Here is a 13,142-nt window from a genome sequence, read left to right on the forward strand (position 1 = left end):
GAATGGAGTGAATGCTGCATTTTATTGGGAAATCATAGCGACTGCATGCTTATTCTTTATCTGAATAAAAATACAGAGCGCAGAGATTTGGCCGTAAGTCAGACCTGACGTCTAAAATCGAGTCGCAATATTTGTCTTGGAAGATTGGAAACAATCGAGCCCATACCATTCAACCGCTTTGCACGAGCGCCTCCGACCGGGTTGTTAACATCGGAAAACAATGTGCTAGGTTTGTCGATACGAATGCCAAACTTGCGGTTCACTTCCTGCCAAAGGTGAGTTCGCGCATCGGCCACCTTTTCAACATCGATGACATTCGAAAGTGTAAGCACACCCTTATTTTGGAAGTTTTCAAGTTTAGATAAGTCCGTTGTCGTCATCGAATTGGTTTCCTGTTCAGCGTTAGAGCCACCATAAATTTTTTGCCTATGGCGAATAATACCATTGCGCTCTTTGGTAAGAGGTCCTTAGTCTAAACATCAACTGTCTCAAAAAAGTGTTTTTTTGAGACAGTTGGTTTTTTCTTTGTTATCTTTATCTCAATTATTCTTATTTTTGAGATGGCTATGATCACTTCACCGCCTAAAGACTTAATAGAAAATCCTATTACGAAAGTTTATAACAATGGGGCGTTGGTGATTGGTTATACGAGCTATCTCTCATCAGTTGATGTTAAAGGGCGATATCTCCATTTTGATGAACTCAAACATAGATTACCTAAGCAGTTGAATCCGACATTAGTTTGGTCATTGATGAAAGAAGCCAGACAAAGACAATCGCAAGCTGTTTATTCCTCATTGGTTGGAAAGCGCTTAGCACCTGCTACTTTATTCATGACCCCAACCATTCAAAAAGCGATCAGTGAGACGGATCGAAATACAACAACCGCCGCATTGGAGTGGATGTGTAACAAGATTGGAGAACAAAAACATTTAGATTACCTATTAAATGATTTGATTGAAGACGAAGCCATCAGCAGCAGTCAGCTAGAAGGGGCGGCGACCACAACCAAGGTCGCAAAAGACATGCTGAAGCGAGCAAGAAAGCCCAGAAGCCTTGATGAAAAGATGATTCTCGGTAATGTCAGAATGATGAAGTTTGCGTGGGAGCATAGGAACAAAAACCTTTCAGTTGAATTTATCGAGGAACTTCACCAGATCGGTGTGGAAGGCATCGAAGATGAGAAATACAAACCGGGTGTGATTCGAACGTCCGACGATGTGGTGGTGGAGAACAATGATGGTGAAGTGGTTCACACACCGCCAAAAGCGGAGTATTTGAATGATCGGCTTGAAATATTAATCCAATGGGTTAATCAATCCCATCATAATGCAGAAAGCTCCGATTATATCCATCCTTTGGTAAAGGCCATTACGCTGCACTTTCGAATCGGTTATGAACATCCTTTTCATGATGGCAACGGCCGAGTCGCCAGGGCGCTATTTTATTGGTATATGTTTAAAAATGAGTTTGCCGCGTTTCGTTATATTGCGATCAGCTTGTTATTGAAAGAAGCGCCTGTGCAATACGGTAAAAGCTACCTTTATACCGAAACCGATGACATGGATTTAACCTACTTTGTTGATCATCAGTGCCGAATTATCATTCGGGCCATTAATAAATTTAAGGCGTCATACAAAGAGTCAGTAGAACAAACCGAAGTGTTTAACCGGTGGCTGTGGGATTCGGGTTTGTATCGTCAGTTGACGGATAAACAACAGACGGTTTTTCAAGTAGCAAAAAGTCAGAAAGCCGTTTCTTTTACCATTAACAATGTAAAAGACAATTTAGGTTGTTCCTACAACACCGCCGCGACGACACTAAATGGGCTGGTTGAATTAGCTTTGTTTAAGAAAGAAAAAGAGGGTCGAGAATGGGTGTATAAAATGATCGATCAGAAAGAATTGGTTAAATCATGGAAATCGGATTCTAAACGATTTAACGATTAAGTGGTGTTCTGCTAGTTAACAAAAACGACAGCCTATGATAAAACGCATCCTAGGCTGTCATTTTTTTACATGAGAAAGAAAATGCGGAGAGCTCAGTTTTTGAGCGTTAAACTGGCTCGCCCGCTTCGTCCGCGTCAACTATGTCGGTTTCAGCGACGGCATCGACAAGCCATTCTTGCATCGCAGGATGCGCGAGCATGGTGGTTTGGTAGTCACTTGCCGCTGCCGATAATGCGATACCGTAGGTTTGAAAGCGAAACATAACCGGGGCAAAAAAGGCATCGGCAAGGCTGAATTCGCCGAACAAATAGTCGCCGTTGTGTGCGTTTTCGCTACGTAATGTTGTCCAAAGTGCCTCCAGTGAGGCGACTTCTTTTTTGGCTTGAGCGCTCAGTTCGATACGGCGTCGGGCTCGGCAATTCATCGGCATTTCATTGCGAATACCAAACAGGCCAGAGTGCATATCAGCGACCACAGAGCGTGCTACGGCGCGTTTTTTTGTGTCCGCTGGCCAGCCTTTACCGTTGAGGTAGTTTTCATTAACGTATTCACAAATAGACAACGAATCCCAAACGCTCAAGTCACCATCGACTAAGACGGGCACTTTTCCAACAGGCGAATATTTAGCGAGTTCGCTGTGAAAGGTGTCGCTAAACAGCGCAAGTTTGATTTCTTCAAAAGGCACATCAAATGCCTGCAATGCGAGCCAGCCGCGTAATGACCAAGAGGAATAGTTTTTATTGCCGATGATGAGCTTCATTTTTTGTCCTTGTAATATTTATTTCAAACGTAACTTTGTTAGGCGGTGTTTATCCGTTCGAAAAGCTGGTCATATCAGCCTAAGCTGATTTAAAATGCAGGGCGTTATTCAATTCGTAATGCGTGGCTCCTTGTGAGCCGGCCTACTACACACACTAAGACAGACGAGCTTTATGACTGGCAGATTCAACCTTGAAGTGCATAACACTTAAGCAGCCAGAGCTGCCATGTGTTCAGCCATTAATGTGGCTGGCATTTCATACGTTAACTTTTTTCGAGGTCTATTGTTCAGCTTTAACAGAACAACCAAATAGAGGTATAAAAACTGACCTTTGATCCTAGTCGGTAAGTACGTTATGTCCCATGTATAAATTTCATTCGGCTTCGTGGCGGTCAGTGATTTTGGCCTTTTGACATTCCTTGTCGGCTTGGCTTTTTCCCTGTGCACGAGTAAGTTATGCGCTTTCATCACGCGATAAAACGAGCTTTCAGACGCGAGTCAAATACCCTTATCCAGCAGTGTTGGGACGATTTTACTCGGCGGTAAATGACCGTATTCAGCGGAATTGACGAGGCGAATGATACGTTGCCGTTCTAGCTTTGTTAGCTTGTTTACTGGCTGTTTTATCGCATCGATTCGCTTATCTTTTATCTCATCAGCGCTCATCCATCGCTGGAGTGTTTTGGCACTTAATCCCAGTAACTCACAGGCTTTCGCCTGTCTTGCCCCTGCCAATTGGGCCTCAGTGATAAGCGCTATTATCTGCTGTCGTTCTTTGACCGACGTTAATTGTCCTCGCCGGAACCCCAAATGGCATCCGCTTTTTTTTTTAAGAACCAGCAGCGCGGCGGTTTCGGCTAGCGCTTTGTCTTTACGATTCAGCTCTTTTTGAAGTTGCTTTATTTCCTGCTTTAATTGCTTACTTTCCGATGGCGCAGGTTTGGCAGACGCCCCTTTTGCAAAGTCTTGTTTCCATTGCTGAATATGATGCGGATAAAGTCCTTTAGCGCGGCAGTATTGGTTCAAAGCGACGTCATCGAAGCGAGCGCACTCAATAATGGTATTGAGTCTGTCTGTCTTCTAAGTTCCAGTCTTGAGGTCGTTTCTCGGTTGTCATAGAGTGGTCACCGTTGGTTAGTTCAAGTTCGTGTTTTTTGGCTTGGGCTATCCATCGCTGTAATGTTGAATAACCCACACCTAAATTATCTGCAATGCCTTCTAGACTAACATTCCTGTCCTTAGAGAGCGCTTTCTCTACCGCCTGCACTTTAAATTCTTGTGTAAATTTACGGCTCATTTGATTCACCTCTTGTTAAACATTAGAGGCGACAACTACTCTGACACAGGGCGTATAAACTATGGGTGGTCGTATCGAGTCGTTGAGCGACTTCAGCAACAGAATAACCTCGTTCAGTCACTTGCTTAACCGCTTCTCTTTTGAACTCTTCGGGGTAACGTTTGGACTTCATAAAACACCTCTTATTTAACTAGATTTTAACGTTAATCGGTGTCTAGTAAAGTCTGGGAAGTCCATAATTAGATAGCCAATAGGGCATATCTAACGATGCTAAAAAGCTTTCTGCGTCTGATCCCTGTAGCAAGGCTAACGTAGATATAATTCCTGCATTAATACAGGTAGGGGCTGCTACGGTCACACTTCTTGGGGCATTTATCATAGCCCACCCGGTAGTTGGGTTTAAAACATGAGAATATCGAATACCGTCTTTCAAAAGAAAGCGTTGGCTATCACCTGAGGTGGCAAGGGCTCCAGATGAAAGAGAGATAATGTTTTTTGCTTTTTCTTGGTCGTTAATTGATTCAATACCGACCTTCCAGCTTTCGCCGTTTAATCTTTTACCGCTGCAGGCAAGATCTCCGCCACAGTTGATTAGAACGGAAGCTGATGCTTTTGATAAAATCATCCGACAGATATTAAGCATTTTATCGACAGCATATTCTTTGCCGATACCACCAAAATCTAGCTCCATGCCTGACGGGAGCTTTAATTCTGTTGGGTTATTTGGATTCCAACCTAACTTTGTCCAACCAACGTTGGTTAATAGTTCATTAACTACGCTTTGTTGAGGTAGCTTGTTGCTACCATCAAACTTCCACGCTTTTCTTAGAATACCGGATGTTATGTCAAACAGTCCTTCAGATGCGTGGTAAGCATGATTAGCGAAAACCATTAATTGGGCCGTTTCTTCGTCCAAAATTTGTGTTATGTCTGCTTTTGAATGTATTTCGGAAAATGTATTATTTGCTTGGTAACGGCTGAATTTGTGTTCAATTCGCCACGCTTCCATAATGGTTTTTTTTGCAGCAGCCTTAACAAGCAGTAGTTGTTCACATTCGATCAGTATTGAGCAATTGCTTGCCATGCATTCGAATTGGATTTGATAGCAATGTTTATTTTCTTGCCACAAGCTAGGATTCGGGTGGTTCGACGGGTTAAACGAAGAATCTAAAATTAACGCTTCAATAAATTTCATGGCGTCCCTGTAGATGAAAACCCTCTACTACTCTGCAGTAGAGGGTTTATGGTTTAAAACTTATATCCTACGATCAACATGGCTGCATCCATACTTGGATAAAGCTCTTGGGATGTCAACTTTCCATAGCCTTGATCACCAAAGCTTTCTTGGTGGTAAAGGGAGAATCTTGTGTAGAATTCGGTTTCGTCAGCAAATTGATAGCCATATTTCAAGCCGATAGTATAGGTATCTAAATCCCCTAAACGATAATCAGCACTGGCAAAATCAGTGCTGCCATAGTCGCTAGAATTTAAATAACGATGATAAAAGTCGGCTTTGCTTTGGGTGTACCAACGAAGCTGAGGTTCTAGGTACTGGTTATCAAAACGAAAGCGGTATTTAGCGTCTATAGTATGAGAAGTGATCCCCCAATCATCAAACATATAACGATAACTTACATCGAGTATATCGTCGTTATCAAATTGATATTTTGTTTGCCAATAAATGCTTTGCTTTAGGCGTGAATCAGGTCGTTTTTCATACAAATAAAGATCACGTCCGCTGCTTTGATAATTACTACCATAGTTGCTGCCAGTACTATCATCTATCACAGAGAGGATTTTATAAGGATCAGTTAGGTACCCAGAGCTAGTGCTTAATGCATAGTTGAATTGCATGATGGTTTTTCGGTTAAGTATCTGAGTAACCCCAAAAACAGCATCGACAAGATTTTTATTCTGAGAGGTTTTACCGTTGGAATCATCCGAGTCATCCGAGTCATCCGAGTCATCCGAGTCATCCGAGTCATCCGAGTCATCCGAGTCATCCGAGTCATCCGAGTCATCTGAACTACTTAGAGAGACTTGTGCTAATCCCGTTTGAGTACCACCTTCTGGATTAATCGTGTCGCTAGATAGATTTAAGCCTAATGTTAGTGTTGTATTCTTTTGATTTAAATAATGTGACAAGCTTCCATTCATACCAAGAGACTGGTAATCATGCTCTTTAGAAAGGTAACCACCAACACCGTATGCCCAATCGCGATCTATTGGTGCTGACCAGTAGGTAGAAAGTGCAAAACGAGTATCTTTGAATGTATCGTCTAAAGGTTGTTTACCAGCTGCAGTATTATATGAACCACTACCTGATGGACCTGTAAAGGTTTGAGTGTGATCACTTGGTGTTGCCCCATTCGGTGATGCCCCCGTTAATGTGTCAGCAACAATTTTAAAGTTTAGCGATGTTTCTTCATCGTAATTTTTAGTCGCACTAACAACAGGTTCAGCAGCGGAGACTCGACCGTCACTTTCTGAGTAAAGTAGAAGGGCAGAATCAACATTCCAGCTATCAGCGGCGCTTACGCCTGAAGATATACCACCTATGAGCGCACAACTTGCGGCGGTTAATAATTGAGCTAAATCACGATTTTTATGAGTTTTTTTAGTTGCATCCACAGCCACCACCTCCAAATCCTTGTCCGCCACTGCTGGCCTCTTTACTGAAATAAATGTGATCATTCAAACTGCTCTCGATAGGATCACTAATTAGGTTCATTTCCTGTTGGGCGAGAATATCTCGTTCCCAAGGTTTAACCCCTACATCACTGCACCCTGAAAGGATTATTGGCAGGGCGAGCAAGCCAATAACACTGATTGTTTTTCGCATAGGTTATTCCCCTTTTTCGGCTAATAGCTTGACAATAGCGGACTCATATTCATGTATATTTTTCTGATGAAAACCAACATGTGTTGCTCTTATTTTTCCCTGACGATCAATCAAAAAGCTTGTTGGCATGCCAATAACGCCAAAGTCTTCGGGTAGTTGGGCTTCTGTATCAAACAGCACTGTAAAACCAGGTTTAAATTCTTTCAGGAAATCTAACGCTTGTTCATGCTCTTGATCTAAATTGATCGCGATAACTTTAAGGCCCTGTGAGTTATATTTTGCTTGAATGCTTGTCATCCAAGGGAACGACTCGCGGCAAGGTCCACACCACGAAGCCCAAAAATCTACGAGCACCACTTGTCCTTTTTCCATCTCTAGTGAAGTTTTCTGGTTTGTTTGATATTCAGGCAGCATCACTGTTTGGTGCGGTGCGGCTTTCGCTGTGGAGGATGGTGTTAAATCGGTCGCCCATAATGGAGAAGATAAAAGAAGGCAGCTAGATAAAGCGGCTAGCAAAATATGTTTAGGATGTTTGATCATGGCGTGCTTCCAAGTAAAAGATATATTGGAGATAGTACTGCACCATTCTTAAGGGAAAATTAAGGCGCAAAAAGATATGACGTAAGGTTCGCTTAAGGTTGCGTATCTATAGTGTGTGAATCTACGCATTTTAAGGAATATTTAGTGATGACTTCTTTCATGCCTTATCGGCAAATAAAATGGCTAGTAGCTTCTTTATTTGCTTTATTTTTGGCTGTTCCTGCTTTTGCGGATAGTGATTTTTTGAAGCCATCTGAGGCCTTTCAATTTAAGGTTGATGACACTAAGAAACAGATTCATTGGGTTATTGCTGATGGGTATTATTTATATGAGTCACGCGTAAAAGTATCTTCGGTAGAAGATAAAGCTATATCGATTCCCTTTCATTTTTTAACTCACTCTGAAGAAAAGGATGATCCTAATTTTGGTTTGGTTAATGTATTTCATGACCGAATGGCGATTGCTATTGATGCGAATGATCCAACATTGGGTGATCTGAAAGTGACATATCAGGGTTGTGCGGCTGCAGGCTTGTGTTATCCGCCTCAAACGAAAATTGTTTCTTTTAACCTGAATGCTGATATGGCTGGTGAGTCTGATCAATTAATTGTGCCTACACAATCTAAATCTAATGATCATTCTTTGTCAGTTACACCTAAAGGATCTAGTGAAGGGGAAGAAGGGCAGTTGGTAAAGTTGTTGCTAGATGGAGATCGTTTTTGGGTGTTGATCACCTTTTTTGTCTTAGGCTTGGGTCTGACGTTTACCCCTTGTGTGTTGCCGATGATTCCGATATTAGCAGGCATTATTGCGGGACAAGCTGGAAATATCACTGCTAAAAAAGGCTTTTTCTTATCCCTTTCGTATGTCTTGGGTATGTCCTTTTCTTACAGTATGGCTGGAGTCTTAGTAGGAATTTTTGGTGCACAGCTTAATCTTCAAGCTTTGTTTCAGGCTCCAGGTGTATTAATTAGTTTTAGTGTGTTGTTTGTTCTTTTGTCTTTGTCGATGTTTGGCTTTTATGAATTACAGTTGCCGATGTTTTTACGAGATAGGTTGGATAAGTTAAGTCAAAAAAGTGTCGGTGGACCTTATCTTGGTGTTGGCATTATGGGAGCCATTTCTGCCTTAATTGTTTCGCCTTGCGTATCTGCTCCTTTAGCAGGTGCCCTAATTTATATCAGTACAACAGGGGACGCTGTACTTGGCGGCAGTGTGTTGTTTGTTATGAGCTTAGGAATGGGGGTACCTTTGTTGTTAGTTGGTTTGGGTGGAGGCAAGTATCTTCCAAAAGCTGGCATGTGGATGATGCAAGTAAAGGTAGCGTTTGGAGTGATTTTGTTAGGGGTTGCTGTCGCCTTGTTGTCTCGTATCGTGCCTGACGCTGTGAGTATTTATATGTGGGCTTTGCTTTGTATTGTTTATGCGATACACCTTTCTCCTTTTCAAGCAGGTAATAACGGGTGGGAGAAGACTCGGCAAGGCTTTGCGTTAATTTTATTGATCTACGGGACTGCGTTATTAACCTCAGGGTTAGCAGGTAAGCCTAGTTTAGACAAACCGTTAGGGTATTTTTCTTCATTATCAAATACTAGGGGTTCGGAAGAGATCATTCCCTTGTTTAATCGCATGAAAGAGGTTGTTCTTGTTGAAAATGCGATGCTTCAGGCCAAAGAAACCGAGAAGGTGGTTGTCTTAGATATGTACGCCGACTGGTGTACCGCGTGCTTAGAAATGGAAAAAGATGTCTTTAGTAACCGTGATTTAAGACGTTATTCTAATCGCATCTCATTTCTGCAACTTGACCTCACTGATAACACACCTGACCAACAAGCTTTTTTAACAAAACATGGCGTATTTGGACCGCCAACTCTGTTATTCTTTTCTTCTAATGGTGATTTGATCAACGTTCGCCAAGGTGAAATGAATTTAGCTCAATTTAATAGTGTGCTGCAATCAACCTTGGCGAACTTATGAAAGAAGGAATAGGTTTGCGAATATTAGTTGTAGAGGATGACCTTTCGTTAGCAGATGGTCTTGTCACTGCCTTAAAACGTGAAGGTTACACAGTCGATTTGCTTCATGATGGGATTCATGCATTGGAAGCATTAGCTAATGAAGTGTTTGATTTGGTTGTATTGGATTTAGGTTTGCCAAGATTAGATGGTCTGGCGGTGCTTAAGCAATTACGAGCTAATGAAAATGCTGTGCCGGTTCTTATTCTTACCGCGAGAGATGCTTTGCATGACAGAGTGGCTGGTTTGGATCTAGGGGCTGATGACTATTTGGTGAAGCCTTTTGATGTTACCGAGCTAAAAGCAAGAGCGCGCGCTTTATTGCGTCGCAGTTACGGTCGAGCAATCAGTGAGATTCACTATAAAGGCCTTGTGCTGTTTCCAGCGAGCCACAAAGTGACCTATCAAGACAAAGACGTCAATTTTACTCGAAGGGAATACTCTTTGTTGCATGAGTTGGTGAGTCAACCAGGTCATGTTTTTACTCGGGATGTACTGCAGCAATTGATGTACGGGTGGGGTGATGATGTGGAAAGTAATGCGTTAGAAGTACATATTCATCATTTGCGGAAAAAACTCTTCCCAGAATTAATTCGTACCATACGAGGCATTGGCTATGTGGTCGATCAAGAAGTGGGCTAACGAAAAGCTACTAAGCTCAATTCGACGAAGAACCCTGTTCTTTGTTATGTGCATCTTCACCATGACAAGCATTCTTATCATGGTAATTGGTTTGCTGTTTGCCAATCATGAGGTTGAAGAATTATTTGATGCTCTTTTAGCTCAGCAAGCTCGTTTGCTACTTACTTTGTCTGAAAACATTGAAAAGCTTGACTCGAGTAAAGGCTCTACATCCTCATTATTAATTGATGCAGTAAATACCGATATATCCGTTGGGCATAAATACGAAAGTAAAATTTTTTATCAGATATGGAGCGGTGATAAATTAAAAATCGCATCTGATTCAATGACATTGTCTCATCAGAAAGAAGATTCGTTTGGTTATGGTGATGCTATAGCTGATCATCACCAATGGCGTACTTTTACCTTAAGCCAAACCGCTGGAAACACTAAGGTTATCTTTGCTGAACGTTCTGACGTTAGAGGGGAGATTTCAGACCAAATTGTATTTCAAACACTTTTTCCTGAAATATTCGCGTGGCCAATCTTAGCTGTTCTCGTATGGGCTGCCGTTGGCTTTGGTCTTGAGCCACTCCAGCAGTTAGCACAGCGTATTCAAAAGATTACTCCAACTAAGTTAGAACCAATCGAAATGACTTATGTCCCTGAAGAGTTAGCCCCGGTAAAAACGGCTTTGAACGGATTGCTTGTAGAAATTGATGTGTTGATGGAAAGGGAGAAACGTTGGATAGCAGATGCCGCTCACGAATTAAGAACGCCATTAAGTATATTACGGGTACATGCTGAAAATGCGGCATCAGCTGACAATGATTTAGAGAGAAATCGATCCTTAATTCAGCTTACTTCTGGGGTCGACCGCTCTACACGAATTGTTTCTCAGTTACTGGCATTGGCTCGTCTTGAGCATCAGAAAAACGCTACTAAAGAGGACGTTGATGTTTCAGCCATCAGTCGTTCAATGATCGCGGATATCCTTCCTTTGGCTTGGAAGGGCGATATTGAGATTAGTCTAGATGTTGATGATAGTTTACCTTGGTATTGTTATGTCGAACCGAACCATATCGAGATATTGCTGCAGAATTTGATGAGTAATGCGATTAAGTTTTCTCCTCAAGGTTCGGTTATACAAGTGGTTTGGTCTCAGTCTGCAAATCAAGTTGAATTAAAAGTTGTAGATGCCGGCAAAGGCGTTAGTAAAGAGGAAAAACATAGGCTTAGTGAGCGATTTTTTCGCTCTGGTGAGGTTGAGGGTGCAGGCCTTGGACTGTCTATCGTCAAAAATATTGTCGACAAATATCAGGGGGTGCTTTCTTTTGAGGATTCATTTCCTCATGGCTTAACAGTCAAGGTCAAATTACCTATATTGGCGATAAAGTAATTTGCTCTTATAAGCTTGGTGCCTATCTATTTTGTTGTGAGTTAATAAATACCAGACATTGTCTGGTATTTTTTTATCTACATTTTCAATGTCTGTCTGCCCGCATTTTACTGATTTTTATTTGCATTTTTTTCTATTAAAACGGAGCCCAGTTTAGAGCGAGAAAAGATGGGATGAAATAACGGCGTGGAATGAACGCTTACGTTAAAAAAGTCATCCGTATTCAATGCGGATGACTTTTGTCGTTGTATTACTCAAGCTTTGTTAGAACGGGTAATGTTGGCTCGGATCTTCTATGGTAATCCAGCGCAAATCGGTGAATTCTGCAATGCCGGCTTTGCCGCCAAAGCGGCCGTAACCAGAATCCCCAATACCGCCAAAAGGCATGTGAGGTTCATCGGCTAAGGTTGGGCCATTAATATGGCAAATACCACTTTTAATCGCGTTAGCGCAGGCCAAGGCACGATTAATGTCTTGAGAAAATACCGCTGCCGACAAACCGTATTCGCTATCGTTTGCGACGTTAATGGCTTCTTCATCTCCATTGACACGAATAATAGATTTGACAGGACCAAAGCTTTCTTCGTTATAAATACGCATGCCACTAGTGACACCGTCGAGTAGCGTGGCAGAAAACATGGAACCATCATTGTTGCCACCACAGGCTAGTGTGGCGCCCTTGGCAACGGCGTCATTGATCAACGTATGCATTTTATCTGAGACTTCAGGGTTTACTAACGAACCTAGTACCACAGAATCACGAGGATTTCCCCAAGGTAGTTTAGACGCTCTGGCCACCAACTTTTCAACAAACTCATCGGCAATTTTCACATCAACGATGACACGTTCCGTCGACATGCAGATTTGTCCTTGATTCATGAAGGCACCAAAAACAGCGGCATTCACGGCGCCGTCAATATCCGCATCGGACAATACAACCAAGGGTGCTTTACCGCCAAGTTCCAGTAGGGCAGGTTTCAGGTTTTCGCCAGCCAGTCGACCGATAATACGTCCTACAGGGCTAGAGCCAGTAAAATTCACATGACGAACTTCCGGTGCTTCGATCAGGGCTTTCACGACGCTTGATGCGTCACTTGGATCATTGGATATTAGGTTGACCACACCTGCAGGAAAGCCTGCTTCTAGGAAACAATCGATGATTAATCGATGAGTCAGAGGGCAAAGCTCCGAGCTTTTAAAGATCACCGTATTACCGCACGCAAGAGGCGTCGCTATTGACCGAGCACCTAAAATAATAGGGGCGTTCCACGGTGCAATCGCCAAACAAACGCCTTTTGGTTTGTTCACCGACATCGCTAACGTGCCAGGTTTATTAGAAGGAATCACTTCGCCGCCAATTTGAGTAGTCAAAGCCGCCGCTTCACGAATGTGACCTGCGGCCAACATGACGTTAAACCCAGCCCAGGGTTTTGTTGCGCCTGTTTCGGTAATCATCGCTGTGATAAAGTCGTCTTGTTTGGACTCCATTATGTCCGCGGCTTTATTTAATAAATTGCGACGTTCTATCGGACCGGTTTTCGCCCACGCGGGAAAAGCGTTTTGCGCCGCTCTAGTAGTAGAGGTAACATCGTCTAGTGTCGCAGCGGCGGATACCGAGGCGACAGCGCCAGTGATTGGGTCTAAGCGTGTATATTCTTTATGGTTACTGGCTGCAAGGTCATTTCCACCAATACTTAATAAAACACTCATCATGTACTT

At 42.6% G+C, this 13,142-nt stretch carries 13 protein-coding genes and 1 pseudogene; 4 read left to right on the top strand and 10 right to left on the bottom strand.

Going from position 1 to position 13,142, the window contains the following annotated elements; translation table 11 throughout:
* Positions 1-98: 98 nt before the first annotated feature.
* Entirely contained in the window at positions 99-380 is a 282-nt protein-coding gene (locus FXV75_RS00940) for a hypothetical protein (RefSeq protein ID WP_148830768.1), read from the bottom strand.
* Between the two features lie 186 nt (positions 381-566).
* On the opposite strand from FXV75_RS00940, the gene FXV75_RS00945 reads away from it, so the two are divergent.
* Entirely contained in the window at positions 567-1,949 is a 1,383-nt protein-coding gene (locus FXV75_RS00945) for a Fic family protein (protein ID WP_148830769.1), read from the top strand.
* Positions 1,950-2,055: 106 nt separating this feature from the next.
* On the opposite strand, the gene FXV75_RS00950 is transcribed toward FXV75_RS00945, so the two are convergent.
* From FXV75_RS00950 to FXV75_RS00985, 8 genes and pseudogenes are all read right to left on the bottom strand, one after another.
* Positions 2,056-2,709 (bottom strand): glutathione S-transferase family protein, encoded by a 654-nt coding sequence (locus FXV75_RS00950; protein WP_148830770.1) that lies wholly within the window; start codon positions 2,707-2,709, stop codon positions 2,056-2,058.
* Positions 2,710-3,207: 498 nt separating this feature from the next.
* Complete coding sequence (locus FXV75_RS00955; RefSeq protein ID WP_148830771.1) at positions 3,208-3,735, bottom strand: transposase; 528 nt, start codon at positions 3,733-3,735, stop codon at positions 3,208-3,210.
* A gap of 25 nt (positions 3,736-3,760) precedes the next feature.
* Positions 3,761-4,006, bottom strand: coding sequence for a transposase (locus FXV75_RS00960; protein WP_148830772.1), 246 nt, complete (start codon positions 4,004-4,006; stop codon positions 3,761-3,763).
* Between the two features lie 49 nt (positions 4,007-4,055).
* Positions 4,056-4,178, bottom strand: a pseudogene (locus tag FXV75_RS00965) (transposase); the annotation flags it as partial.
* A 42-nt stretch (positions 4,179-4,220) separates the two neighbouring features.
* Complete coding sequence (locus tag FXV75_RS00970; RefSeq protein WP_148830773.1) at positions 4,221-5,201, bottom strand: FAD:protein FMN transferase; 981 nt, start codon at positions 5,199-5,201, stop codon at positions 4,221-4,223.
* A gap of 53 nt (positions 5,202-5,254) precedes the next feature.
* Positions 5,255-6,667, bottom strand: a complete 1,413-nt coding sequence (locus FXV75_RS00975; protein ID WP_262368429.1) for a DUF3570 domain-containing protein — start codon at positions 6,665-6,667, stop codon at positions 5,255-5,257.
* The gene (locus FXV75_RS00980) at positions 6,624-6,848 is read right to left on the bottom strand and encodes a DUF4266 domain-containing protein (RefSeq protein ID WP_148830774.1); all 225 of its coding nucleotides are present in this window, start codon (positions 6,846-6,848) and stop codon (positions 6,624-6,626) included. Before FXV75_RS00980 ends, FXV75_RS00975 begins: the two co-directional genes overlap by 44 nt.
* Before the next feature lie 3 nt (positions 6,849-6,851).
* Positions 6,852-7,388, bottom strand: coding sequence for a TlpA disulfide reductase family protein (locus tag FXV75_RS00985; RefSeq protein ID WP_148830775.1), 537 nt, complete (start codon positions 7,386-7,388; stop codon positions 6,852-6,854).
* 147 nt (positions 7,389-7,535) lie between these two features.
* On the opposite strand from FXV75_RS00985, the gene dsbD reads away from it, so the two are divergent.
* The 3 genes from dsbD (at position 7,536) to FXV75_RS01000 (ending at position 11,423) form a co-directional block, all read left to right on the top strand.
* A complete protein-coding gene (gene dsbD / locus FXV75_RS00990) occupies positions 7,536-9,365 on the top strand; it encodes a protein-disulfide reductase DsbD (RefSeq protein WP_148830776.1) in 1,830 nt (609 codons plus the stop codon).
* A gap of 14 nt (positions 9,366-9,379) precedes the next feature.
* Positions 9,380-10,045 (top strand): response regulator transcription factor, encoded by a 666-nt coding sequence (locus FXV75_RS00995; protein ID WP_148835126.1) that lies wholly within the window; start codon positions 9,380-9,382, stop codon positions 10,043-10,045.
* A gap of 61 nt (positions 10,046-10,106) precedes the next feature.
* Positions 10,107-11,423 (top strand): ATP-binding protein, encoded by a 1,317-nt coding sequence (locus FXV75_RS01000; RefSeq protein WP_187424825.1) that lies wholly within the window; start codon positions 10,107-10,109, stop codon positions 11,421-11,423.
* 264 nt (positions 11,424-11,687) lie between these two features.
* On the opposite strand, the gene FXV75_RS01005 is transcribed toward FXV75_RS01000, so the two are convergent.
* Positions 11,688-13,136: an aldehyde dehydrogenase gene (locus tag FXV75_RS01005; protein WP_222863069.1), complete on the bottom strand. Its 1,449-nt coding sequence runs from the start codon at positions 13,134-13,136 to the stop codon at positions 11,688-11,690.
* Between the last annotated feature and the right edge of the window lie 6 nt (positions 13,137-13,142).

Origin of the sequence: Marinomonas sp. IMCC 4694 (assembly GCF_008122525.1) — a bacterium.
Lineage (GTDB): Bacteria > Pseudomonadota > Gammaproteobacteria > Pseudomonadales > Marinomonadaceae > Marinomonas.